Raw genomic sequence first — 23,728 nt, 5'->3', positions numbered from 1 at the left:
ACCATCATGAAGACGAAAATTCAGCAAGGCATGGCCCTCCTGACGGCTGCCCTTCTACCGCTGGCCCTCCCCGCGGCAGATGTGCAGGTCACCCAGCCCATCACCAATCAGGTGACGTGGCATCGCACTAATACCTATTTTCTTAACGGACCAATTTACGTCCTAAGCAATGCCGTCCTGACCATCGAAGCCGGCACTGTCATCAAAGGCAAGCCGGGCGGCACCAATGACGCCTCGTATCTGGTCATTTGCCAGGGTGGCAAGATTTACGCCAACGGCACGCCGACCCAGCCGATTATCTTCACGGCGGAAGAGGACGATGTGAACGACCCGGCCGACCTGGGCATTTATGACCGCGGCAAATGGGGCGGCCTCGTCCTCTTGGGCCATGCCCCCATCAACATGGCCGCCGACAGCGCCGGCAACGCCGCCAACCCCAAATACGAGGTCTATGAAGGCCTCTCCGACATCCAAATCAACGGCCAGCACGTCCACCGTTACGGCGGCAATGACCCCAACGACAACTCCGGCGTCCTCCGCTACGTCTCCATCCGCCACGGCGGCGTTAAAATCCTCCCCAACAAGGAAATCAACGGCCTCTCCCTCTGCGGCGTGGGCCGCGGCACCGTCATCGAATTTGTGGAGGCCTACGCCATTGCCGACGACGGCTTCGAGTTCTTCGGCGGCACCGTCAACACCAAGTACTGCGTCAGCGCCTTCTGCGACGACGACGCCTTCGACGCCGACATGGGCTACACCGGCAAAAACCAGTTCTGGCTGGCCATCCAGGAGCGCGGCGCCAAGGACAACGGCGCCGAGTTGAACGGGGAAATCAACGGAGCGGTGACCGGCAACGAGCGCCCCATTGGCAACTATGAAATCTACAACGCCACCTGGATCGGGGCGGGCACCAACACCGCCGGCAACCGCGGCTTGCAAATCCGCGACTATGCGGCGCCACGAATCTACAACAGCATCCTCACCGAATTCGGCGGCCGCGGCATCCGCATTGACACCACGGCGGCGACACACCTGACCAACGGGTTGCTGGACCTCCGCGACAACCTCTGGTGGAACTTCGCCACCAACGGCGTGCCGGTGCCGGTGGCCGAAACAGCGGCGGCAGAGTTGTTGTTCACCGACACCAACCGCAACAACGTGGTGGCGAACCCGATGTTGCGCGGCACGGCTCGCAACAATACCGTGCCGGGCGGGCTGGACCCGCGCCCGCAGGCGGGCAGTCCGGCGCTGACCAGCGCGCGCACCGCGCCCAATGACGGGTTTTACACGCCGGTCGCCTACAAGGGCGCGTTTGACGCCAATGACCTGTGGATTGGCGGCTGGACGGCCTTGTCAGCCTATAATTTCCTGCCGGATAAACCGCTGGACGTGGTCACGATATCCGGCGCTCTCACGGGCAATCATTTCTGGGCGCGCACCAACGTCTACCTGCTGAGCGGTCCCGTGTATGTCCTCAGTAACGCCACCCTGACCATTGAGGCGGGCACAGTGATTAAGGGACGTCCCGGCGGCACCAATGACGCCTCCTATCTGGTTATTTGCCAGGGCGGCAAAATCTACGCCAACGGCTCGCCTTCGCAGCCGATTATCTTCACGGCGGAAGAGGACGATGTGAACGACCCGGCCGACCTGGGCATTTATGACCGCGGCAAATGGGGCGGCCTCGTCCTCTTGGGCCATGCCCCCATCAACATGGCCGCCGACAGCGCCGGCAACGCCGCCAACCCCAAATACGAGGTCTATGAAGGCCTCTCCGACATCCAAATCAACGGCCAGCACGTCCACCGTTACGGCGGCAATGACCCCAACGACAACTCCGGCGTCCTCCGCTACGTCTCCATCCGCCACGGCGGCGTTAAAATCCTCCCCAACAAGGAAATCAACGGCCTCTCCCTCTGCGGCGTGGGCCGCGGCACCGTCATCGAATTTGTGGAGGCCTACGCCATTGCCGACGACGGCTTCGAGTTCTTCGGCGGCACCGTCAACACCAAGTACTGCGTCAGCGCCTTCTGCGACGACGACGCCTTCGACGCCGACATGGGCTACACCGGCAAAAACCAGTTCTGGCTGGCCATCCAGGAGCGCGGCGCCAAGGACAACGGCGCCGAGTTGAACGGGGAAATCAACGGAGCGGTGACCGGCAACGAGCGCCCCATTGGCAACTATGAAATCTACAACGCCACCTGGATCGGGGCGGGCACCAACACCGCCGGCAACCGCGGCTTGCAAATCCGCGACTATGCGGCGCCACGAATCTACAACAGCATCCTCACCGAATTCGGCGGCCGCGGCATCCGCATTGACACCACGGCGGCGACACACCTGACCAACGGGTTGCTGGACCTCCGCGACAACCTCTGGTGGAACTTCGCCACCAACGGCGTGCCGGTGCCGGTGGCCGAAACAGCGGCGGCAGAGTTGTTGTTCACCGACACCAACCGCAACAACGTGGTGGCCGATCCCCTGCTGCGGGGGATCAGCCGGACGAACCAGCCGGCGTTTGGCCTGGACCCGCGCCCGCAGGCGGGCAGTCCGGCGCTGACCAGCGCGCGCACCGCGCCCAATAATGGGTTCTATACGCCGGTCGCCTTCAAGGGCGCCTTCGGGGACATCAATTGGGCCAGTGACTGGTCCGCCCTTACCCGCTACGGCATCCTGAGTGCCGCTGGTGGGGGAACGCCGCCGGCAGTGTTGCCGGTGGTAATTCCTGTGGCTGCGAACCTGGCTGCGGGCAAACAGAATGGCAACCTGCTGATTGGGGTGAGCGGGTCACCCAATGGCCGCTATCAATTGCAGAGTGTGGAGCAGCTTGGCCAGCCGTGGGTCAACGTGGGCGAGCCGCTGGTGCTTGACCCGCAGGGCCGGGGGCAGTTTGTGGTGCCCATGCTGGGACCTGGCAGGTTCTACCGGTTGCAAGGTATTGGGCAGTAATTGAATCCAACCAGGGCGGCAAGCCGCCCGCACTAGAACAAAACGCCGTGGGGCAACCCGCCCCACGGCGTTGGTTTTTTTAGAAAGCCGTGCGTTTGGCGTGTTACAGCCGGGTGATGCTCATGGCCAGCCCCAGCGCCATCAGGAACACCCACGCCTCCGATTGCCGCAACACCGACCCCAACGTCGGGCGTGCCGGTTCCACATACTTCGGCGACCAGGCCGGCTCCACATCGCGCTGATTGTGCAGGTAAATCATCCAGCCGAAGATGATGCCTGACAGAATCATCGTATAAAAAATGACTTTATCCATAAACCTGTGCCCTTTCTTGCCGCTTCTGTTACGGCTGCGCCATTTTTCCGTCACTTGAATGTAACATTTTACAAGCCCCCGTGCAGAGAAACTTGGGGCACTTTCCGGCCATTTTTTCGCTCCTCCATTGCCCCCTTTTGCCCGCCGTCTTCCCATCTTGACGTTGCCACCAGCCCATTGCCCGTCCTAACATCCATGGCCATGAGCGCTGCTCCGCATCGCGCCTCCCGGCACCCCCGGCACGCTTCGGCCCCACGCCGGCGTTGGCTGCCTTGGGGAACCGGCCTCCTCGCGGTCATCGCCTTGGCGCTCTGCTGGTGGCATTGGCGAACTCCGCATCCATCCCCCCCCGCTCAGCCCCCCGCTTCGCCATCCGCCGCCTCCGCCGCCTCCGCCGCCAACCAGGACATCCCCAAGGTGAACTTTTTTCAGTTGGCGCCGGAAAAAGAAGTCTTTGCCCAATATGGCGGCTCCGAAAGTTGCCGCGAATGTCATGCCGAAGCCTATGCGCATTGGCGGCACTCCAATCACGCCCTCGCCGAGCGGCCCGTGGACCCCGCACGAGACCGGCCCGCCTTTGACCCGCCCCGAGCCTTCCACCATGGCACCCAATTCACCGGCGTCCGGTATGAAAACGGCCGTTTTGAAGTGCGCACCCCCGGCCCCACCAACCACGGGCCTTTTGTCGTGGAGCGAGTCATTGGCAACTTCCCCCTGCTCCAATACCTCACGCCTTTTCCCGGCGGGCGCTGGCAAACCTTGGAAGCCTCCTATGACCCCGTTTCCAATGAATGGTTCAATGTCTTTGGCCAGGAGGACCGCCAGCCCGGTGAATGGGGCCACTGGTCCGGCCGTGGCATGAACTGGAACAGCATGTGCGCCGGCTGCCACAATACGCGCCTGCGCAAAAATTACGACGCCCGCACCGATGCCTACCGCACCACCATGGCTGAAATGAGCGTGGGCTGCGAAGCCTGCCACGGCCCCATGAAAGACCACAACCAATGGCAGTACCAACACAAAGGCTCCGGCCTCCCCGACCCCACCCTGCGCAAACCCACCCGCCAGCAAACCCTGCATACCTGCGCCTTTTGTCATGCCCGCCGCATGGACCTCACTGGCGATTTCAAGCCCGGCGACAACTTCTGGGACCATTTCATGCTCCAAATCGTGGACCAGACCGACATCTTTTATCCCGACGGCCAGATTCGCGATGAAGACTATGAATTTGCCCCCTTCCTCGGCAGCCGCATGCACGCCCAGGGCGGAGTCACCTGCGCCGACTGCCACCATCCCCACACCATGAAACCCCTGCTGCCGGGCAATCTGTTGTGCGCCCGCTGCCACGAAGGCTCCCACACCAACGCCCCCATCATTGACCCCGTTAAACACAGTTTCCACAAGGTGTTCAACCCTTTCGTGAACACCAATGGCGAGCTGGTGGAGGTGGACCTGAACACCACTGATTTTAAGAACATCAAGGAAACGGGCGGACAATGCGTGAATTGCCACATGCCCCAAACCCCCTTCATGCAACGCCATTGGCGCCATGACCACGGCTGGACCATCCCCGACCCGCTCCTCACCAAACAATTCGGCATCCCCAACGCCTGCAACCGCTGCCACACCACCAACACCGTGGACTGGGCCATCGAATGGGTGGACAAATGGTACGGTGATAAAATGAATCGTCCCTACCGCCAGCGCGCCCAGACCGCCGCCCGCGCCCGCCGCGGCGACCCGGCCGCCCGCGCGCCCTTGCTGGAAATGCTCGCCCGCGACCCCATCCCCTACTGGCGCGCGGCCGCCGCTGCCTTGTTGGACCCCTGGCTGCACGAGCCTGACGTCACCGCCGCCCTGGTGCGCCAGCTTGCCGACACCAACGAGCTGGTGCGCGCCCACGTCGCGCAGGCGTTGGGCGGTTTGACCCGCGACGGAACCCGGGCGCCGCCGACGGTGGAAAAGGCGCTCCGGGAAGCGTTGGCGGACCCCATTCGCGCCGTGCGCTTTCAGGCCGCCTCCGCCCTGCGGGGCCAGCTTGACCCCCACGCTCCGGTGATGCGCGAATACCTGCACACCCTGCAACTCAACGCCGATCAACCCGCCGGCCAGATGCAGCTCGGACTCTTTCACCTGGCCCGCAATGATAACGCGCAGGCCGCGGCCCACTTCCAAAAAGCGGTGGAATGGGACCCGCGCTCGCCCGCCATCCGCCATGAATACGCCGTCATCCTCAGCCAGGCCGGCCACATTCAAGAGGCCGTGCGCCACCTGCGCGAAGCCGTGCGGCTGGCGCCTCAGGATGCCGAGATGCGTTACAAACTCGGGCTGGCCTTGAATGAAGCCAATGACCTTCGCGCTTGCGCCACCGAGTTGGAACACGCCGTGCACCTGGACCCCAACCATCATCGCGCCTGGTACAACCTGGGCCTGGCCCGCAACGCCCTGGGCGATCCTTCCGGAGCCGTGGAGGCCTTGCGCCGCGCGGAGGCCCTCGCGCCTGCTGATGCCCGCATTCCCTATGCCGCCGCCACCATCTTCGCCCGCATGGGGCGCCTGGCCGATGCCCGCGCCGCCGCCCGCCGCGCCCTGGCCATCCATCCCCAGGACGCCGATACCCTGCGGCTGTTGCAATATCTGGAGGCGCAACGTTAGGCCCAGCCGCCCCAGCGCATCCCGGGGGCTTTTACTCCGGGTGAGCTTTTTTGGCTTTTTCGGCGGTAGATTTGTGGTAATTTAGAAGGCCATGAAGCGCTGCCTGTTGCCCGTCTTTTACGCGGTGGTGCTAATCACCGGCTGGGGTTTGTTGAGCCAAACTCAACCGGCGCCGCAGCCCGTCCCACCGCCTCCGCCTCTTCCCGCGCCTCAGCCCATTCCTGTGCCCGTGCCGCCGCCCGCGCTGCCCCCCGCCACTGCGCCCGCGCCCGCGCCGGCCGTGGTGCCGGCCACCCCACCCCCGGCCCTGCCCACCCTGCCGCCCAACACCCTGGTGTGGGACGCCATGGCCAAGGAAATCCGGGTCAAAAGCGGGGAAACCAACGTGCATTTTGTTTTTTTATGCACCAATCAGGGACCGGCGGAAATCTTGATTATCAACACCCATTCCTCCTGTGGCTGCACCGTGGCCACCCTGCCCAGTTACCCCTATCGCATTCCTCCAGGCGGCACGGGCAAGATTGAAGTCAACATGGACGTGCGCGGCAAATATGGCCTGGTCACCAAAACCGTCACCCTCAACACCTCTCACGGCCCCCAATACCTGACCGTGAGCGCCCGCGTGCCGGACCCCGTGCTCAACAACCCCAACGCCGCCGGCAACGCCATGAGCGCGCAGCAACGCCAGATGAACCTGGAACTGGCCAAGAATGACCGCCAACTCGTCTTCAAGGGCGGCTGCGCCACCTGCCACGCCGAGCCCGCCCGCGGCAAGATGGGGGCGGAATTGTTTGCGGCGGCCTGCGGCGTCTGCCATGACGCCCCCCATCGCGCCCAAATGGTCCCCGACTTGCGCAATCCCAAGCGCCCCGCCCAACGGGAGTACTGGTTGCAGTGGGTGATGTTTGGCAAGCCGGGCACGCTCATGCCCGCCTTCGCTCGCAGCCACGGCGGGCCACTGACCGATGACCAGATTTTCTCCCTGGTGGAGTATTTGGTGGGGCCTTTTCAGCAAAGCCAGCCCCCGCAACCGGCCGCCACACCCACCCAACCCGCACATTAAGCCGCATGGGCTGGTTCATCACCTTCGAGGGCACGGAAGGCAGCGGCAAGTCCACCCAAATCGAGCGGCTGGCGCGGCGCCTGCGCCAAAGCGGGCGCGAAGTCCTCACCCTCCGTGAACCCGGCGGCACGGCCATCAGCGAGCAAATCCGCGAGTTGGTCAAACACTACTTCGAGGGGGGCGCCATGACGCCAGAAACCGAGCTGCTGCTTATCTGCGCCGCGCGCGCCCAATTGGTGCGCGAGGTCATCCGCCCCGCCCTGCTGGCCGGCCGGTGTGTGTTGTGCGACCGCTTTTATGATTCCACCACGGCATATCAGGGATACGGCCGGCAACTGGATTTGCAGCAGGTCCAGTCCATCATTGATTTTGCCGTGGACGGCACGCGGCCCGATTTAACCTTCGTCTTGCATGTGCCGCTGGCCGTCAGTGAAGTCCGCCGCATGGCGCGCGGTCAGCCGCCGGCTCGCGACCGCATGGAAGAAGCCGGGCGTGATTTTTTTGCACGGGTGGAGGAAGGTTATCGCCGCATTGCCGCCGCCGAGCCGGGGCGGGTCAAGTGGCTGGAGGCCACCGGCACCGTGGAGGAAATTGAAGCGGCCATCTGGCGGGAATGTTGCCGCCTGCCAGGCCTGGTGCCCGCCTGACGGGCAGTGTGCCCACTGGCTCCCCCAAGCTGCCTCATCCCTTGCCAGTAGCAAAGGCCGGGGACCGCCTCCCCCCCCCATCCCCGCCTGCCGGCTCCTGCGCGGCCCGCTCAAATGAACTCTGTCTTACCCGGCACCGCCAAAGGCTTGATGGGCAGCTTCATGTCCCACGTCAGGTTTTCGGGCACGAGCTGTTCTTTGGAATTCAGGGCCATTTCCCAGGTGATTTCCTTGCCGGTGTACGCCGCCATGCGCCCCATGATGGCCATCAACGTGCTGGTGGCCATCCACTCACCGTCATTAATCGGTTCACCCTTCCGGATGGAGGCAAACAGTTCATCGTGCTCCATCTGATACATGTCTTTGCTTTCGCCCCGGTAGCGCCACAATTCCGTCGTTTGAATCACCGGCACATTCCACCCCTTGATGGTCCCCGTGCCCTTCTCCCCCATCAAATAATCCGAGTTATCCCCCACACAGTTGGATATTTGACGCTGCGCCATGAAGGCCCGCACCCCGTTTGGATACTCGTAAAACACGTCAATGTGGTCGTAAATGTTGCCCTCGCCGTTGGGCACGTTGCGCCCCCCATTGGCCACGGCTTTAAGCGGCGGTTTGTCCTGCATGGCCCACGCAATTTTGTCCACACTATGGCAGGCCTGCTCCACCAGGCCATCCCCCGAGAGCCACACAAAGTTGTACCAATTCCGCAACTGCCATTCCACGTCCCCCATCCCCGGCGGGCGGCTACTCGCGGGCGGCATCGGTTTTACCGGACTGGTCAGGTAGGTGGCGTATATGGCGCGAATCGCCCCCAGCGCCCCGTCATGCACCCGCTTGTAAAACTCCCGCCGCGCCTGGTTGTACCGCCAGCAAAAACCAGCCACGATGGCCAGCTTCTTTTGCCGGGCGATTTTGGCCGACTCCATGACCGACCGCACGCCCGGAGCATCGGTGGCCATGGGCTTCTCGCAAAACACATGTTTGCCGGCGGCCACGGCGGCAGCCAGGTGTTGGGGGCGAAAACCCGGCGGGGTCGCCAGCAGCACCACGTCCACCCCGCTCTCGATGACTTTCTTGTAGGCGTCCAACCCCACAAAACAATGCTCCGGCGTCACCTTGACCTTGTCCGGATGCTTGCTTTGCAAATCGGCCAGCGAGTTTCTCAGCGGCGCCTCAAACACATCCCCCAACGCCGTCAATTGCACATTCGGATCGGCCCGCAAGGCATTCAGCGCCGCCCCCGACCCACGACCCCCACAACCCACCAGTCCAATTTTCAAGGGCGTTTCCATCGCCGCAGCCCGGGCGCTCGATAAAATCCATGGCGCGGCCACCACCGCCGCGGAAGTGGTTTGCAGGAAACGGCGGCGCGAAGGAAGAGACGCAGAATTCATAGGCGTATGTCGTGCTGTTTTTTGTTAATGTGTACTCGCCCAATTTCCATCGGGGGCAGCCTGGCGTCAAGCTTCCAACGCCTGTTTTATCATGAGACGACACGCAAACCACCGGCCAGGTGGCAAAAAAGTTGGGCAGCCATGCGCCGCCCTTTTCCTTCGGCACGCTCGCCCCCCAATCTCCAGCCGCGCCGTCCGCGCTCCGCACTTGGTACGTGCCGCCAGGTGAGTTATGCTTGGGATTGGGACATGAAGAACGATGATTACTCAGACGCGGCTCTGGTACTGCTGGGGCACGGCTCCACCTTGAACGCGGAGTCGGCCCTGCCCACCTATCAGCATGCGGAGGCGCTGCGCCAACGCCGCTTGTTTGCCCAGGTGCTGACCGGCTTTTGGAAACAGGAGCCTTTCATTGCCGGCGTGTTGCGCGGAGCCTTTGCGCCGCGGGTGTTTCTGGTGCCCCTGTTCATCTCCGAGGGTTACTTCACCGAGGAAGTGCTGCCGCGCGAACTGGGACTGTGCGCGCCGGGGCAGACGGCGTTTGCGCGGGTCCAACGGCGGGGACCTCAAATCCTCCATTACACCCGCCCCGTAGGCACCCATGACCGCATGACCGAAGTCTTGCTGGCGCGCGCGCGCGAAGTGGTGGCGGCCCATCCCCCCGCACCACCCCCCGCGCAGACGGCTCTGTTCATTGCCGGACATGGCACGGGCAACAATGAGAACTCGCGCAAAATCATCGAACACCAGGCGGAGTTAATCCGCGCCCGCGCGGAATATGCCGCCGTCCATGCCATTTTCATGGAAGAGGAGCCGCGCATTGAAGACTGCTACCGCCTGGCCCCGTGCGAAAACCTGGTGGTGGTGCCGTTTTTCATCAGTGACGGACTGCACTCCTATGAAGATATTCCGGTGTTGCTTGGCGAAGACCCCCAAGCTGTACATGCCCGTTACCAGGCCGGACAGCCCACCTTTCCCAATCCCACCCTCCGCCACGGCAAGCGGGTGTGGTACGCCGCCAGCATTGGACGGGAGCCGTTGATGGTGGAGGTCATTTTGGAGCGGGTGCGGGAAATGGCTGGCCCCATGGAGAAGCGATAACCCTTTACCCGCGGCCAATCTGGTCTAAATTATAAGTGTCATGATGAACCTGGAAGACTGCAAGCTGCTGGCCGATTTGCCCCCCCACGAGCTGGCGCAAATCCGACAGGCGGCGCGCGAGCTCTCCTTTGCCCCCGGCCAGACCATCTTCAAGGAAGGGGACCAAGGCGACGGCGTGTACCTGGTCCGCGCCGGCGAGGTGGAAATCTCCGCACTCGTCGGCCAGGGCGACCGCCGGCCCATCAGCCGCATTGGCCCGGGAGAAATGTTTGGCGAAATGGCCGTCATTGACAGCGAGCCCCGCTCCGCCAGCGCCACCGCCGTGGGCGACGTCCAGGCCTGGTTCATTTCCCGGGACGAATTATGGAGCTTGTTGGAGCGCTCCCCGGTGCTTTCCCGCCATTTGATGCGCGAAATCAGCCGCCGGCTGCGCGAGTTCAACCGCCAATACATCCGTGAGGTCATTCAGGCGGAGCGGCTGGCGCTGGTGGGCCGCTTTGCCCGCTCCATTGTCCACGACCTCAAAAATCCCTTGAACATCATCGGCATCGCCGCCGACATGATGGGCCTGGAAAATGCCACGGCCGAGTCCCGCGCCATCGCGCGAAAACGCATTCGCAAACAGGTGGACCGCATCAGCGCCATGGTCAACGAGCTGCTGGAATACACCCGCACCGCCCAAACCACCACCGTGCTGGCCGCCACGGATTACGCGGCCTTCGTCATGCCGCTCCTGGAGGAAATCGCCGCGGAAATCACCGTGAAACGGGCCAACCTCAAAGTGCCTGAGCCGGCCCCCTCCGTCATCATCGCCGCCAATCCCCAGCGCCTGTCGCGGGTCTTCTACAACCTCGTCCACAATGCCACCGATGCCATGCCCCAGGGCGGGGACATCACCGTGCGCTTTCGGGTGCGCGACGGCCGGGTCATCACGGAAATCCAGGATTCCGGCACAGGCATTCCCGAGGAAATCTTGCCGCGCATGTTCGAGCCTTTTTTCACCCACGGCAAAGCCCAGGGCACCGGCTTGGGCTTGAGCATCTGCAAACGCATCATCGAAGACCACCAGGGCACCATCGAGGCGCGCAATGCTCCCGCCGGCGGCGCGGTGATTTCCTTCAGCCTCCCCGTGCAATCCGCGGTCTCCTGACCCCCACCGCCCCCTCAAGCCTCGGATAACTCCAGCCAGGCCGGGTTTTGCTCCGCGTGCCGGGCGATTTCCTCAAAAATGGCAGGGGCCGCCGTTTCCGGCTGCCAGCCCCAGGCCTCCCGCGCCAGGGTGGCATCCAGCACCACCCACGGCAAATCAAAGGGCCGGGGTCGCGGGTCGCTTTGCACGGGATGCGGCCCGAATCGAGCATCACACCACGCCGTGAGCTGGCGCAGCGAAGTCGCCGAAGCCCGTCCCCCGGATACATTGAGGATGCGCGGTTTGTCCGCCCTCGGATGCTCCATCTGCTGCCGCAGCAGGGGCAACAAATCCCGCGGATGCAGGCAATCACGCACTTGATGGCCCTGGCCATCAAAACCCACATAACGCAACGGCCGCCGCCGGCAATGACTGTGAATCCAGTAGGAGAAAATGCCCTGGTCCGGCCGGCCAAATTGCCCGGCCCCGGCCATCACCCCGCAGCGGTTGATCCACACCGGAAAATCAAAATCCGCGCCGTACTCCAGCGCGAGCACTTCAGAGGCCAGTTTGCTCGCGCCATACACGGAGCGGGGGGCGTCGGTGGAAAAAGTTTCGCTGAGGCCCTCCTCCGTCAGGCCCGCCGGCCACTTCACGCCAGCTTGCGGCACAAAGGCCCCCTCTTTCACCACCACCGGCAACCGCGCCAGCGGCTCAATCGCGTACACCCGGCTGGTGCTGAGCAAAATGAGGCCGGCACGGTGCCGCTTGCAATACTCCAGGATTTCCACAGTCCCCCACAAATTGTGCTCCAAAAGCTGGCGGCTGCTGGTTTGCCCATCGGCGCCAGCCAGCACACTGGCATTGGCCGCCGCATCAATCACCCAGTCCACCGCCGGCAGCGCGGCCAAATCGCTGGCCTGCCGCAGGTCGCCGGCGCGGACGTCCACTCCCAGTCGCCGCAGGCGTTGGCGGTTGGCTTCGCTGCCCGGCCGGGTGAAATTATCCACCCCAACAATCGAGCACGGCCAGCCGGCGGCGCGGATGCTCTCCGCCAGGGTGGCCCCCACAAACCCGCAAACGCCCGTAATCAGGATTTTCATGCGCTGGGGCTTTATCATCACGCCCCTGCCGCAAGCGGGCAAGCGCAAAGGGCCGGGGTCTGGGAAAAGCTGAGTACATCATGACCCCTCCCCTCAAAAAAAAAACCGGCGCCATGTTGCCATGACGCCAGGTGCGTGAAATCAAGTCAGGCGCATCTAGCGCCAGGCTTTCTTAATAGCGGCCAAACGAACCGCGGTGCTCGCGCCGGCTGCCCCGGCGCGGCCCCTGCGAAGTGGGGCGCTCCTCACGCGGACGCGCCAGATTGACGGTCAGGTTACGCCCGTCCAGCATCTTGCCATGCATCGCCTCAATGGCCTTCTGGGCCTCTTCCGGCGTGCTCATGGTGACGAATCCAAAACCGCGTGGACGCCCGCTCATGCGATCGGTCATCAAAGTGGCTTCTACCACCGTGCCGTGCGCGGCAAAGGAGTCCTGCAGGTCGTTTTCCGTCGTGTTGAACGAGAGGTTGCCTACGAATAACTTCGTGCTCATGTGATGTTTGCTTTCTGTCCCCAGACCAGTCCTGCTGTTCCCAAACTGTTCCCGACTGCCGGGTTTCAAATCATCACTGAACCGAGTTCACCTGAAGATTTACCATGTCTTGGAAGCCTGGAGCTATCTGTCAGACGCGGGAAACCTACGCCACCTGCCCCCAATTGCAAATGTTTTTTGCAATTATTTTTCGACCGGCGCCGGCGGCCCCGCAGGCCGGCCCCGAGAAATAACCACCCACACGGGACGACCCAACACCACCCGCCCGCCGCATGCACCGGCCACGATGGGGCGCCCAAGGGAATCGTTTGGGCCACCCTCCCGGGCCCCTTTGCCCTACGGCGTACTCGGTTTGGGCATGGTGGTCAGCGGAAAATCATCTGTGCGGAAAGGCGAGGCCGGCAGGCCGTTTTTATTCCACAAGTTGCCCTCGGGGAAGTTGGCCCAACCATAACGCACGGCCACCGGTTTCGCTATGCTGGGATGGCTGACAATCACCTCGTCATTTTTCTTGCCGCCAATCTGCGCCTGGCCCCATACCCATTGGCGGTCTTCACCGCAAATGGCAAAGCCTTTCAATTCGCCGCCGCGGGCTTCCAACCCATCGCCCACATGGTCAAAGGTCAACACCGCCTGATTCTTCCGTACGGTCATTTTTTTGAACACCGGTCCGGAATAAACCAGCCCCCGTTCCTTGTAGGCAATGCCGCGCGCCGCCAGTGCCAGCCGCTCGCCCACCGGCTGCTTCTTGCGCGGGTGAATGTCATTTTCCTCGCCCACATCGGTAATCACCGCCAGCCCCACGCCGGGCATTTTGGTGGCCAGCAACTGCGCTTCGCGCAGCTCGGCCCACGCGCTTTCCGTGGGCACATTCGTGCGCGCCATGAACGGCGCCAGTTGCACGGCCATGAAATAAAACTCCGGCTGCCCCCAGGTGGCCCGCCAGTTTTTAATCATGTCCGGGAACAACGTCCGATACTGCCAGGCCCGGCCGGCATTGGACTCGCCCTGGTACCAAATCGCGCCTTTGACAGCGTACGGGGCCAAGGGATAAAGCATGCCGTTGTAAAGCTCCGTAGGAATCCACGGCCGCCCCGGCGCCCGGCCCTTGGGTTGTTCTCCGCGAGCCTTGGCTTCCCGGGAGGCCGCCTGCCACTTCTTCAACGCCTCTTCGTACTTGGCCAGCGTCTCCTGCCGCTGCTCCCACTGCCGCAAGATGTCTGGATAAGGCTGGATGGCCTCGAGGCTCATCCAGACTTCCGCCGGCGACCCGCCCCAGGAGGTGTGAATAATGCCCACCGGCACATTCCGCGCCTGTTGCAGCGCGCGCGCGAAATAATACCCCACCGCCGAAAACCGGGGCACGTTGAAGGGCCGGCACTCCAGCCAGCGCGCCTTGGGATCCAAATCCTCCAGCGGCTCATAGGCCCGCACCTTGTCCACCGTGAACAGCCGGATGTTGTCATTGGTGGCGGTGGCAATGTCCTTTTCCGGTTCAAACGCGCTCTGAAGCGGCCATTCCATGTTGGACTGCCCGCTGGCCAGCCACACCTCGCCAATGAGCACGTTCTGAAAACGTATCCGATTCTTGCCGTCCACCGTCAACGTTTCCGGCGCCTCGGCCGTGGCCACCCGCAGGTTGTTCAACCGCACCATCCAGCGGCCATTCCTGGCCACGGTGGTCACCCGCTGCCCCTGGCAGGTGACGATGACCTGCTCCCCTTCATCCGCCCAGCCCCACACCGGCACACTGGCCCCCTGCTGCAACACCATGTTATCGCTGAATATCCGCGGCAGGCGCACATCAGCCAGCAGCGCTGACATGCTCCACATGGCCACGGCGAAAACACAAAACCACTTTCCCCTGCCAACCATCGAATGCAGTTTTTTCATAGCCAAGGAGATTTTTTGTTAAACAAATCTTATTAAATACCTGCCCGCCCTGCGGGTCAACCGGTATTTAGCCGGCCACCGGACTCGGGACGGAGTGCGGCAAGGCTTGATTTTTAGGACGCTTTGAGGGTTGATGAAGGGCGGTGAACGTGAAGCGAAGACATAACCATGAATACGCGCGAGGGCGCCACCTCTGGCTCATGGCCCTCGCCCTGGCGGCCCTGCTGCCGGGCTGCGCGCGGGATACCCTCGAAAACCGGCGGCATGAGAAGTGGATGGCCTACTCCGCCCTGCCCCAGGAGCAACGCGAGCTGGTGGACCAGGGCCGCATCCGCGTCGGCATGAATGAGGACGCCGTCTATATCGCCTGGGGCAAGCCCAACGAAATTCTCGAATCCGAAGGGCCGGAGGGCATGGAAACCGTCTGGCGCTACTACGGCTCGTGGACGGAGGAAACCCGCTATTGGACCTACCGCGAAACCCGCCGCAATGGCCAGCCAGTCCTCGAACGATACCTGGCCCGCGATTACCAGCCCCGCTCTTACGTGCGCGCGGAAATTGTCTTTCGCAAAGGACGGGTGGCCAGTTGGCGGATGCTCCCGCGGCCCCTGCCCTGAGCTGCCTCCCCTCACCGCCTGACTCGCCTCCCATGTCGCTGACGTTCATTTTTCTGGGCACGGGCACCTCCATTGGCGTGCCGGTCATTGGCAAAACGTATCCGCCCGCCTTCCTGGCCAATCCGAAAAACCACCGCACCCGTTGCTCGATGTACCTGGCCACGCCGCAGGTCAAGCTGGCCATTGACACGCCGCCCGATTTTCGGACGCAAATGCTGCGCGAGAACCTGTCCTACCTGGACGCGGTGTTGTTCACGCATGCCCACTCCGACCACGTCATGGGACTTGACGATTGCCGCCGCGTCTGCGTGGTGCGGCAGGGACCGTTGCCGGTGTACGCCGACGCCCCCACCATGGCCGCCCTGCGCCGCATCTTCAGCTACGCCTTTCACGACGGGCCCCATCCCAATGGTTATTTTGTCCCGGAGCCCCACCTCATCGAAGGCCCCTTTCACCTCGGCGATTTGCGCATCGTGCCGGTGGCCCTGCCGCATGGGCAGATTGGCAGTCTGGGCTTTTTGTTCTTCCAGAAAGGCCGCCTGCAACTGGCCTACCTCAATGACTGCAAAGCCGTGCCTCCAGCCGTCATGGAGCAGGCCCGCGGCGCGCGCGTACTGGTGCTGGATGCCCTCCAGCGCCGCCCGCACTGGACGCATCTTTCGCTGCCGGAGGCCATCGAAGTCGTGCGCCAAATTCAACCCCAGCGCGCTTATTTCACGCACCTGTCGGATGATTATGACCACGATGCCGCCCAGGCCGAGCTTCCCCCGGGCATGATGTTCGCCTACGACGGCTTGCGCGTGGAACTGGATTGAGCCGGCCCCGCGGGCGGCACCGGCACCTCCACAAATCGCACCCGCACCTCCTCCGGCGTGGCCTCACACAGGAAAAATCCCTTTTCGCGCGAGCGGTCGTGATTGTTGCGTTTCAGAGCGCAACAGCGGTTGGTGTAGGCCTGGGTCTGCCACACCGGCTTGCAGGTGTAACCGTGAAAATGGCCGCAAAAAACCGCCTTCACGTTAAAGCCAGCCAGTTTCTCCAGCAGCACATCGGCATTCTGCGGCCGATACCGCACGCCCGGCCCCAGCGGAAAATGCGTGAACACAATCGTGGGCGCCGCGGGCGACAGCCGCGATTTAAGCCGGTCGGCCCAGGCCAAAGTCTCTTCGGCAATGCGGGTGTTTTCATACTTCAACCCCTCGCTGGTATCCAGGCCCACCCATTGCCAGCCTTTGTAACGAAAGTAGTAATTGAGGCGCCGGGGGAAAAAGTACTTGTAATACCGCGGGCTGCCTGCCGCCGTGTAATCATGGTTGCCAATCACAGTGTAATACCGCAGGCCTGAATCATCCAACAAACGCCGCACCGCCGCCAGGTCTTCGCGGCGGCCCACTTCGGTCAAATCGCCCAGCACCAGGCATAATTCGGGTTGCAGAGCCCGCACTTGCTGCAGGACACCGCGCAAAAATTTTCCGCAATCAGGGGAGAGATAATGCAGATCATTGAGCACAGCAAAAGTGAACGTCCCCGGCGGCTCCGCCCCTGGTGCGGCAGCCGCGGCAGGCAGCCAGTGCCCCGCCATGATTCCGCCAACACTCAGACAGCGCAAGGCCTTGCGGCGTGACATGCTCATGCCTGAGCATCGCAATAATTGCCGGCCCCTGCAAGCCGCCGCTGAGAGATGAAATCATGGGACAAAAAAAGCGGCCCTCGTTCGAGGGCCGCTGAGAGGAAGAAACAGATACCCTGAAAAATTACGGCGTCAAAGCCCGTGGCATCTGGGTGCAATTGCTCAGGTTGCCATCAATGCTGCCGTCAATGTTCTTGGTTTGCAATTGGCGCACCAGGGCATTCTGGGTGAGCTGCTGCACGCTGCCGTCCGTCAGCACCGCATTCCCCTGGCCCATGTGCATGACGTCATCCGCCCAACGGGTGTTGAAACTGCCAGCGGGCGGCACTTTTAGCTTGATCACCGGCACGCTGCGGTTGGCCGGTCCGGCAGGACCGCCATTGCAGGTCCCACCCCGTTCACCCCCGCGAATGTTGCGGTCAATCGCCATGTGCATCACCGGACCTTTTTCCACCGATTCCAAATGCACGCCAAAGCTGACGGCATTGTCCAGATGAGTGCGAAGACTGTCGGTGCCGGTGCCGCTATTTTCCCAAGTGTTAATCCGGATGGCATCCGTATCGGTGGGGCATTGGATAACCTTGGGGTTTTGCAACTCATTGGAGGCTGCCATGAAATGGCCCCAAGCTCCCGCTGCTCCATAAGAACCGCCATCGGCGGCAATAACATGCCACGGAAAGCGCCCGTTGTTGTCATTAGCCCAAATCTTGAACGCCAGCCCCACCTGCTTCAAGTTGTTGGCGCATGCAATGCGCTGGGCGCGCTTTTTCGCCTGGGCGAGGGCCGGCAGCAACAGGGCCGCCAGAATCGCAATGATGGCAATCACCACCAGCAGTTCGATGAGGGTGAATGCCCCGCGGGAGGACTGGGTTGTGCGTTTCATAAAACGGTAGTTGTTGGATGTCTTCACTGTATCAGCAATCTCTACTGCCACGCAACAAAAAACAGCAAGTCATATACCAGTTTTTTCGCGGGTAATCCAGGAAGGCAGCCCCACTTCATTCATGCCCGCCCAACCATCAGCCAAAGGCTTGAAAAGACCCCTCCTGAAGTGGTTCAACAACCCGTGCTTGCGCTTCCCGTGCCTGCCCCAAAAACCAGCAGGCATCCGCTCATCACGGATGCCTGTGGCAGTCAAGACCTGCTCTGAAATGGGCCGCTCGCTTTTACGGCTTGACCACATCAATCTTGTATCCGGCTTGCAGCGCCGATTCCACCGCCTTTTGGAGGCTGCGGGCGGTCAATTGCTGCACGCTGCCGTCGCTCAGCGCGGCATTACCGTTAACCTCGTGCAGGTCCACGTTGCCGCTTTCCCAGCTCAGGTTGTTCCACGCGGTGATGGTGCCGTTCCCGCTGAAGTCCCGGTCACCCAGCATCAGGTTGTTCGCCTCAGAATCGCGCGATTGCCGGTTCACGAAGTAGCTCAGGTGCTGGTTGGCCACAAAGGTGACGTTATTGGAGAAGCTTTGCGCGGGATTGCGCCCCATATCCGCCGGGCACACGCAAATCTTGGGGTTGGCCAGCTCGTTGCCCGCCCAAATAAAGTAGTTGCCAATGGGAGTGTTGTTGGTCAACTGCCAGGGGAACCGGTCTTCGTTGTCATTGGCGAAAATGCGGAAACCCAGGCTCACCTGCTTCAGATTGTTCACGCAGGAGATGCGTTGGGCACGCTTTTTGGCCTGTGCCAGAGCCGGCAGCAGCAGAGCAGCCAGAATGGCGATGATGGCGATGACGACCAGCAGCTCGATCAGAGTGAAGGCCCCGAATTTTTGAGTGCGCGTTTGCTTCATAAAACCGTTGTTGTCTTCAGTTCGTTACGTCCGACGCTTAGGTACTAGCAAGCACGATGCCAGAATTGAAGAACTTTTTTTCCATTAAAGCCGTTATTTTCGCGCCCACTCCAGCGTGAAGACAGCGCACTTTGCGCGGAATTGACGCACTTTAACCTTCCTCACGGTAACTGGCTAACCGCCATACAACTACCGGTCTTCATTGGCATCCCTATTTAATTTCTAAACTGTTGCACAATAATGGGTTAGCTCAAAATGGCTATCGCCGGTCTCTGCCCCCGCGCGGGTGGTTATTCATTATGCTCCCTCGGCTCATTCTTTAACCATCCGCCCCTCGAGGCTTCGACCGCATGGCCGTCCCTGAAATGCACCTGCGCCTTGCAGGGATTCCCAGCTTACCCCAAAGGCAAAGCCCCAGCCCTCAACACTGACTCTTCAGACCACTCCGCCGCCGATGCGTGAAAAATTTTTGCACCCTGCGTCAATTGCCTGCCGCCACCCGTGACCCACGCAAAAGCTAGTAGCCGAACTTTTCCAGCTCCTGTTGCAGGCGCATCTGAAAAGCTTGGATATCCATCGGTGAAGGCCGGTACCCTTTGTTGGCAGGAGCAATCCCCAGGCGCCCATACTGGTCCAAATACCACTGGGCCTTCTGGCCATCGCTGAACGTCACCTTGCCGCTCAACGCCGCCCCCGGCATCGCCACCGTATCCAGGGAAACACTCACACTCCCCGTGCCACCCGGGGCTTCGGCTATCTCGGCATCGTCCTCCGCTTCGTCTTCCTCCGTGGCCCCTTGCTCGGCCGGTTTGGCCTCCCCCGAAGGAGGAGCGGGCGCCGGTGGAGACGGCGGCGGCTCGGCGTCTTTGGGCATGACTTGCAAATCAGACACCAGCAGCCGCACTTCCATGTACGTCATGTGCACGCCCAGCTCGCTGGCCAGCCGTTTTTGGATGTCGGAAAGTTTCAGGCCGTCTTCAATCCATTTCCTGACAATCGCCTTTTGGTCGTCGGTCAAATTCATGTGCTCAATGTGTGTGCCGTCTTTTCTCGCAGGGGATGTTGCCCCGAGGTGGCCAAAGTTGCAACCCCGCATTTTGGCCAACCTCCCCCGGGACCTGCCCGCTCGGCAATAATGGGCAAACAGGGGAGGCCAGCGAGGACTGTCCCCGGCCAGTCCGAAAATGGGGGCTTGCAAAGTGGCGGACTTGGGGTAAGTTTTCGCCCCTGTTGCGTCGGGCGGGACAAAGTGTCAAAATACCTTCAAGGACGCTTAAACGATAATGATTGACGATATTATATTATAGTATGGCAAGCGCAAACGATTTACGCCGCGGAATGGCCATTGATTACAATGGCGATATTTGTGTCGTTCTGGATACTCAGCATCGCACGCCGGGCAACCTGCGCGCTTTTGTGCAGGCCACCCTGCGCAGCATCCGCACGGGCAAATCTTCCGATGTCCGTTTCTCCTCCACCCAGCGCATTGACGTGGTGCCCATGGTCACCCGCAAGATGGAGTTCAGCTACAAGGACGGCGAGGACTACGTCTTCACCGACCCGGAAACCTACGAAACGGTGAATCTCTCGCCGGAGCTGCTGGGCGACGCCGTCAATTATCTGACGGAAAATGCGCCGGTAACGGTGACCTTCGTGGAAGGCAAGGCCGTCATGGTGGAATTGCCCGCCAGCGTGGTATTGACCGTCGTGGACGCCCCGGAGGGCATTCGGGGCGACTCGGCCAACAACGTCATGAAATCAGTGACGCTGGAGACCGGGCTGGTGGTGCAGGCGCCTTTGTTCATCAAGACCGGCGAGAAAATCAAAATTGACAGCCGGACGGGCAAGTACATCGAGCGCGCCTGACACGCCTCAGCTCACCGGTTCGCCGCAGGCCTTCATCCACGCCAGGATTTGCTCCGCTGACGTCCGGGGTTGAAAGCCCAGGATGTTGTGCTCGCTGTTCCACACCAGCCGCCAGCCCCGGTAACCGGGACAGTGTCGGCGCAGCCACGGTTGCACCAGAAACCAGGGCACAATCAAATCCCAGAATCCGGTCAGATAATACACCGGAAATTGGGTGCGCCGGGCCAGCGGGCGGTGGTCATGCGCCAGAATGATGTCGTACCGGCTCAAGATGGCCTGCCGGGCCAGCTCCTGAAGCTGAAAATCCTGATGCTGCTGGAGGCTTTGCTGCACATGAGCCGCCTGCCGGTGCCGCCAGCGCAGCAACCCCAAATAAGCCCGCAGCAAAGCTGCCACCGCAGCCATGGGCAGGCTCTGGTGGGTGCCACGCACCAGCCGCACTCCCCACATCAAAGGATATCGCACAAAGCCCCCCGCCAGCACCAGTCCCCTGGGCTGGAAATGCGGCTTTCCTCCGGCCTGCTGGCTCTCAGCACGGCCAATCAGCCCCCACGCCACCTGCGAGCCAAACGATTCCCCCAGCAACCACCCGGCGCCAATGCCTGCGCCCACCAGGGCGGCTTCGATGGCCTGGACATAATCCTCCAGTTTCCATGCCGGGTCACGCGGATACGCCAACTCCACCAGCCGCACCCGCCCCTGCAGCGCCAAACGCAGCCCGGCATTGTAATGCCAGTCGCCATGCAGCCCGGGTAGATAAACCAGAACGGGCGCCTTTGCCTCCCCCTGCACCTGCATTTGCAGCGATTCACCCATGCCCCCCACTGTACTCCCGGCGCCAGCCCAAAGAAATGAGGAAATCACCCCCCGCCCCGCCCCGGCGGAATAAATCCAATTTTTTTTTGAAACTTAACCCCCTTTCCTCCGTCTAATTCCTTGGACGTTGCGCAACAATGGCGGTAGCGCAATGGCGCAGCCAAGTGTCATATTAAAGGTTATGAGCCGCAAAGCTTTTCCTGTAGGTCATCGGCAGCACGCCGGCGGGTTCACATTGATTGAACTGCTGGTGGTGATTGCCATCATTGCCCTGCTGGCCAGCATGTTGCTGCCGGCGCTGGCCTCGGCCAAACAACGAGCCCAAACCATCCAGTGCATGAACAATATGCGCCAGATGGGCATTGGGTTGCGCATGTATCTGGACGACAACGATGGGGTCTTCCCCTTGCGCATGTACGGCCCGGCCTGGCCGGGGCGCATGAGCAATGAAATCACCAACCCCAAAGTGCTCGTTTGCCCGGCGGATGGGCCCGATGAACCCCATTCGGACGGCGCCACCCACCCGCGCAGCGACCCCGTGCGCTTTCCGCTGGATGCCGCGCCGCGCAGCTTCATCATGAACGCTTTCACCGACTACGTGCAGACGTTCCATTCCACCAACACAACTTATTACAAACAGGCCAATTCCCCCACGCCCATCCCGGAAGCTGCGGTCAAGCACCCCTCGGAGACCATTGCCTTCGGGGAAAAAGTCAACGAGCGTGGCGATTTCTTCCTGGATTACGATGGTTTTGACGACGTGGAAGTGCTGGCCCAGGGCCGTCACAACAACGCCCGCCGCCAAAACCTCGGCGGCGGGGCCAACTATGTCTTTTGTGACGGCAGCGCGCGGTTTTACAAATACGGGCGCACCCTTTCTCCGGTGAACCTCTGGGCGGTGACCGATTTATACCGCCTGCCCACCAGTCAACCCAACCCCTGACCGCCAGAGGGGGCTTGCCCTTATTGCTTCGCGAGGCCATGGCCGGCTGGGGCGAAATACGCTAAATTACCGCCATGCCGCTGGCGCGCCATAAACCTTTATTTTGGGGACTCGCGGGGCTTCTCCTGCTCTGGCTCGTGGCCTGGGCGGGCTTCGCCCTGGCCCGCCAAACCAAAATGACCGCCGAAAAAGTCGGCCAATACCTCCGCCAAACCGACCTGAGCCGCCTGCCCCCTTCACGCCGGGCCGCAGCCATTCAGGAGCTGGCCCAAAAACTCAATGCCCTCCCCTGGGAGGAACGGCGCCGCGCGCGTTTGGACCGGGAATGGCGCCGCTGGTTTGAGCAAATGACCGAGCCCGAAAAGGAAGCCTTCCTGGAAGCCACCATGCCCACCGGCTTCAAAACCATGATTGAAGCCTTTGAAAAAATGCCCCCGGAACGCCGCCAGCGCGCCGTGCAGGAGGCCCTCAAACGCCTGCGCGAAGCCCGGGACGAAATGGCCGCCAACGGCGAGGCCGCCGACACCAACCCGCCCCGCTGGGCCAATGACCCGGAAGCGCCGGTCATCAGTGAGGAATTACAGAAAAAAATCACCCTCCTCGGCTTGAAAACCTTTTACAGCTCCAGCTCCGCGCAAACCAAGGCCGAAGTCGCGCCGCTCCTGGAGGAAATCCAACGGCTCATGGAAAGCGGACGCACCTTTGGCGGCCGCCGCCCTCATCCTTGAACCCCGAAGTGAACCAGGCCCTCCAACCCCTCCGCCGCTGGCCGCCCATGCCACCCAACCCGGCCGCCTTTACCTTGTTGGAGTTGCTGGTGGTCATCGCCATCATCGCCCTCCTGGCCGCCCTCCTGTTGCCGGTGGTGACCCGCGCGCGCGAGGCCGGCCGGGCCACCGCCTGCGTCAGCCATTTGCGCCAGGCCGGCCTGGCCATCCAGATGTACACCCAGGACTACCACAACCGCCTTCCCATCATGCGCGACCAGCCCCCGGGCGCGCCGGCCACCAATGACCCCCCCGGCCCCCACCGCGTGCTGGCCCCTTATCTGGGCAACACGAATGTCCTGCGCTGCCCGTCGGATAACCAAGACCTCTTCCAAACCACCGGCTCCAGCTACAGTTGGAATAGTTTGCTCAATAATCAGCCCGCCGACCGCCTGACCGTGCTCAACCTTCCCTTCAACCCCCATCAAATGCCGCTGATGTTTGACAAGGAAGCCTTTCACGCCGCCCGCGGCGAGGGCAAAGGCATCAACTTCCTGTATGCCGACGGCCACATCAAAAACCTGCTCGTGCTGGAGGGAGCACGCCCATGAAC

Annotated in this window: 22 protein-coding genes; 12 read left to right on the top strand and 10 right to left on the bottom strand. The window is 62.0% G+C overall.

Going from position 1 to position 23,728, the window contains the following annotated elements:
- Positions 1-6 precede the first annotated feature (6 nt).
- A complete protein-coding gene (locus NXS98_RS17520; protein WP_283846353.1) occupies positions 7-2,952 on the top strand; it encodes a beta-helix domain-containing protein in 2,946 nt (981 codons plus the stop codon).
- A 103-nt stretch (positions 2,953-3,055) separates the two neighbouring features.
- Here the strand turns inward: NXS98_RS17520 and NXS98_RS17515 are convergent, their stop codons facing one another.
- A complete protein-coding gene (locus NXS98_RS17515; protein WP_283846352.1) occupies positions 3,056-3,265 on the bottom strand; it encodes a hypothetical protein in 210 nt (69 codons plus the stop codon).
- Between the two features lie 201 nt (positions 3,266-3,466).
- On the opposite strand from NXS98_RS17515, the gene NXS98_RS17510 reads away from it, so the two are divergent.
- From NXS98_RS17510 to tmk, 3 genes are all read left to right on the top strand, one after another.
- The gene (locus NXS98_RS17510; protein WP_283846351.1) at positions 3,467-5,920 is read left to right on the top strand and encodes a tetratricopeptide repeat protein; all 2,454 of its coding nucleotides are present in this window, start codon (positions 3,467-3,469) and stop codon (positions 5,918-5,920) included.
- 91 nt (positions 5,921-6,011) lie between these two features.
- Positions 6,012-6,983, top strand: a complete 972-nt coding sequence (locus tag NXS98_RS17505; RefSeq protein ID WP_283846350.1) for a DUF1573 domain-containing protein — start codon at positions 6,012-6,014, stop codon at positions 6,981-6,983.
- Positions 6,984-6,988: 5 nt separating this feature from the next.
- Positions 6,989-7,630, top strand: a complete 642-nt coding sequence (gene tmk / locus NXS98_RS17500) for a dTMP kinase (protein ID WP_283846349.1) — start codon at positions 6,989-6,991, stop codon at positions 7,628-7,630.
- 110 nt (positions 7,631-7,740) lie between these two features.
- On the opposite strand, the gene NXS98_RS17495 is transcribed toward tmk, so the two are convergent.
- Entirely contained in the window at positions 7,741-9,027 is a 1,287-nt protein-coding gene (locus tag NXS98_RS17495) for a Gfo/Idh/MocA family protein (RefSeq protein ID WP_283846348.1), read from the bottom strand.
- A 249-nt stretch (positions 9,028-9,276) separates the two neighbouring features.
- Here NXS98_RS17495 and NXS98_RS17490 point away from each other — a divergent pair, with 249 nt between their 5' ends.
- Positions 9,277-10,128 (top strand): CbiX/SirB N-terminal domain-containing protein, encoded by an 852-nt coding sequence (locus tag NXS98_RS17490; protein ID WP_283846347.1) that lies wholly within the window; start codon positions 9,277-9,279, stop codon positions 10,126-10,128.
- 40 nt (positions 10,129-10,168) lie between these two features.
- Positions 10,169-11,278, top strand: coding sequence for an ATP-binding protein (locus NXS98_RS17485; protein ID WP_283846346.1), 1,110 nt, complete (start codon positions 10,169-10,171; stop codon positions 11,276-11,278).
- A 14-nt stretch (positions 11,279-11,292) separates the two neighbouring features.
- Here the strand turns inward: NXS98_RS17485 and NXS98_RS17480 are convergent, their stop codons facing one another.
- From NXS98_RS17480 to NXS98_RS17470, 3 genes are all read right to left on the bottom strand, one after another.
- The gene (locus NXS98_RS17480; RefSeq protein WP_283846345.1) at positions 11,293-12,360 is read right to left on the bottom strand and encodes an NAD-dependent epimerase/dehydratase family protein; all 1,068 of its coding nucleotides are present in this window, start codon (positions 12,358-12,360) and stop codon (positions 11,293-11,295) included.
- Between the two features lie 172 nt (positions 12,361-12,532).
- On the bottom strand, positions 12,533-12,853 hold the full coding sequence (locus NXS98_RS17475) for an RNA recognition motif domain-containing protein (protein WP_283846344.1): 321 nt from the start codon (positions 12,851-12,853) through the stop codon (positions 12,533-12,535).
- A gap of 336 nt (positions 12,854-13,189) precedes the next feature.
- Positions 13,190-14,746, bottom strand: a complete 1,557-nt coding sequence (locus NXS98_RS17470) for a sialate O-acetylesterase (protein WP_283846343.1) — start codon at positions 14,744-14,746, stop codon at positions 13,190-13,192.
- A gap of 149 nt (positions 14,747-14,895) precedes the next feature.
- On the opposite strand from NXS98_RS17470, the gene NXS98_RS17465 reads away from it, so the two are divergent.
- Positions 14,896-15,363: a hypothetical protein gene (locus tag NXS98_RS17465; protein ID WP_283846342.1), complete on the top strand. Its 468-nt coding sequence runs from the start codon at positions 14,896-14,898 to the stop codon at positions 15,361-15,363.
- 32 nt (positions 15,364-15,395) lie between these two features.
- A complete protein-coding gene (locus NXS98_RS17460; protein ID WP_283846341.1) occupies positions 15,396-16,178 on the top strand; it encodes an MBL fold metallo-hydrolase in 783 nt (260 codons plus the stop codon).
- On the opposite strand, the gene NXS98_RS17455 is transcribed toward NXS98_RS17460, so the two are convergent.
- From NXS98_RS17455 to NXS98_RS17440, 4 genes are all read right to left on the bottom strand, one after another.
- Entirely contained in the window at positions 16,148-16,996 is an 849-nt protein-coding gene (locus NXS98_RS17455; protein ID WP_283846340.1) for a metallophosphoesterase family protein, read from the bottom strand. The two genes, NXS98_RS17460 and NXS98_RS17455, sit on opposite strands and share 31 nt — an antisense overlap.
- 121 nt (positions 16,997-17,117) lie before the next feature.
- Entirely contained in the window at positions 17,118-17,876 is a 759-nt protein-coding gene (locus tag NXS98_RS17450; RefSeq protein WP_283846339.1) for a prepilin-type N-terminal cleavage/methylation domain-containing protein, read from the bottom strand.
- 283 nt (positions 17,877-18,159) lie between these two features.
- Positions 18,160-18,783, bottom strand: a complete 624-nt coding sequence (locus NXS98_RS17445) for a prepilin-type N-terminal cleavage/methylation domain-containing protein (RefSeq protein WP_283846338.1) — start codon at positions 18,781-18,783, stop codon at positions 18,160-18,162.
- A 517-nt stretch (positions 18,784-19,300) separates the two neighbouring features.
- Positions 19,301-19,807, bottom strand: a complete 507-nt coding sequence (locus tag NXS98_RS17440; RefSeq protein ID WP_283846337.1) for a hypothetical protein — start codon at positions 19,805-19,807, stop codon at positions 19,301-19,303.
- A 284-nt stretch (positions 19,808-20,091) separates the two neighbouring features.
- Here NXS98_RS17440 and efp point away from each other — a divergent pair, with 284 nt between their 5' ends.
- The gene (efp, locus tag NXS98_RS17435; protein ID WP_283846336.1) at positions 20,092-20,649 is read left to right on the top strand and encodes an elongation factor P; all 558 of its coding nucleotides are present in this window, start codon (positions 20,092-20,094) and stop codon (positions 20,647-20,649) included.
- 6 nt (positions 20,650-20,655) lie between these two features.
- Here efp and NXS98_RS17430 read toward each other — a convergent pair whose 3' ends face one another.
- The gene (locus NXS98_RS17430; RefSeq protein ID WP_283846335.1) at positions 20,656-21,465 is read right to left on the bottom strand and encodes an alpha/beta fold hydrolase; all 810 of its coding nucleotides are present in this window, start codon (positions 21,463-21,465) and stop codon (positions 20,656-20,658) included.
- Between the two features lie 181 nt (positions 21,466-21,646).
- On the opposite strand from NXS98_RS17430, the gene NXS98_RS17425 reads away from it, so the two are divergent.
- From NXS98_RS17425 to NXS98_RS17415, 3 genes are all read left to right on the top strand, one after another.
- Complete coding sequence (locus NXS98_RS17425) at positions 21,647-22,408, top strand: type II secretion system protein (protein WP_283846334.1); 762 nt, start codon at positions 21,647-21,649, stop codon at positions 22,406-22,408.
- Between the two features lie 74 nt (positions 22,409-22,482).
- Positions 22,483-23,136, top strand: coding sequence for a hypothetical protein (locus NXS98_RS17420; protein ID WP_283846333.1), 654 nt, complete (start codon positions 22,483-22,485; stop codon positions 23,134-23,136).
- Entirely contained in the window at positions 23,133-23,726 is a 594-nt protein-coding gene (locus NXS98_RS17415) for a DUF1559 family PulG-like putative transporter (protein WP_283846332.1), read from the top strand. Before NXS98_RS17420 ends, NXS98_RS17415 begins: the two co-directional genes overlap by 4 nt.
- The last annotated feature ends 2 nt before the right edge of the window (positions 23,727-23,728 follow it).

The organism is Fontisphaera persica (genome assembly GCF_024832785.1).
Classification (GTDB): domain Bacteria; phylum Verrucomicrobiota; class Verrucomicrobiia; order Limisphaerales; family Fontisphaeraceae; genus Fontisphaera; species Fontisphaera persica.
The sequence above is the reverse complement of the archived record's forward strand: the minus strand, read 5'-3'. Positions and strand labels throughout refer to the sequence as shown.

Excerpts from the sequence above, each read along its gene's own strand:
- NXS98_RS17520 (WP_283846353.1), top strand. The coding sequence starts at position 7 with ATGAAGACGAAAATTCAGCAAGGCATGGCCCTCCTGACGGCTGCCCTT.
- NXS98_RS17515 (WP_283846352.1), bottom strand. The coding sequence starts at position 3,265 with ATGGATAAAGTCATTTTTTATACGATGATTCTGTCAGGCATCATCTTC.
- NXS98_RS17510 (WP_283846351.1), top strand. The coding sequence starts at position 3,467 with ATGAGCGCTGCTCCGCATCGCGCCTCCCGGCACCCCCGGCACGCTTCG.
- NXS98_RS17505 (WP_283846350.1), top strand. The coding sequence starts at position 6,012 with ATGAAGCGCTGCCTGTTGCCCGTCTTTTACGCGGTGGTGCTAATCACC.
- tmk (WP_283846349.1), top strand. The coding sequence starts at position 6,989 with ATGGGCTGGTTCATCACCTTCGAGGGCACGGAAGGCAGCGGCAAGTCC.
- NXS98_RS17495 (WP_283846348.1), bottom strand. The coding sequence starts at position 9,027 with ATGAATTCTGCGTCTCTTCCTTCGCGCCGCCGTTTCCTGCAAACCACT.
- NXS98_RS17490 (WP_283846347.1), top strand. The coding sequence starts at position 9,277 with ATGAAGAACGATGATTACTCAGACGCGGCTCTGGTACTGCTGGGGCAC.
- NXS98_RS17485 (WP_283846346.1), top strand. The coding sequence starts at position 10,169 with ATGATGAACCTGGAAGACTGCAAGCTGCTGGCCGATTTGCCCCCCCAC.
- NXS98_RS17480 (WP_283846345.1), bottom strand. The coding sequence starts at position 12,360 with ATGAAAATCCTGATTACGGGCGTTTGCGGGTTTGTGGGGGCCACCCTG.
- NXS98_RS17475 (WP_283846344.1), bottom strand. The coding sequence starts at position 12,853 with ATGAGCACGAAGTTATTCGTAGGCAACCTCTCGTTCAACACGACGGAA.
- NXS98_RS17470 (WP_283846343.1), bottom strand. The coding sequence starts at position 14,746 with ATGAAAAAACTGCATTCGATGGTTGGCAGGGGAAAGTGGTTTTGTGTT.
- NXS98_RS17460 (WP_283846341.1), top strand. The coding sequence starts at position 15,396 with ATGTCGCTGACGTTCATTTTTCTGGGCACGGGCACCTCCATTGGCGTG.
- NXS98_RS17455 (WP_283846340.1), bottom strand. The coding sequence starts at position 16,996 with ATGAGCATGTCACGCCGCAAGGCCTTGCGCTGTCTGAGTGTTGGCGGA.
- NXS98_RS17450 (WP_283846339.1), bottom strand. The coding sequence starts at position 17,876 with ATGAAACGCACAACCCAGTCCTCCCGCGGGGCATTCACCCTCATCGAA.
- NXS98_RS17445 (WP_283846338.1), bottom strand. The coding sequence starts at position 18,783 with ATGAAGCAAACGCGCACTCAAAAATTCGGGGCCTTCACTCTGATCGAG.
- NXS98_RS17440 (WP_283846337.1), bottom strand. The coding sequence starts at position 19,807 with ATGAATTTGACCGACGACCAAAAGGCGATTGTCAGGAAATGGATTGAA.
- efp (WP_283846336.1), top strand. The coding sequence starts at position 20,092 with ATGGCAAGCGCAAACGATTTACGCCGCGGAATGGCCATTGATTACAAT.
- NXS98_RS17430 (WP_283846335.1), bottom strand. The coding sequence starts at position 21,465 with ATGGGTGAATCGCTGCAAATGCAGGTGCAGGGGGAGGCAAAGGCGCCC.
- NXS98_RS17425 (WP_283846334.1), top strand. The coding sequence starts at position 21,647 with ATGAGCCGCAAAGCTTTTCCTGTAGGTCATCGGCAGCACGCCGGCGGG.
- NXS98_RS17420 (WP_283846333.1), top strand. The coding sequence starts at position 22,483 with ATGCCGCTGGCGCGCCATAAACCTTTATTTTGGGGACTCGCGGGGCTT.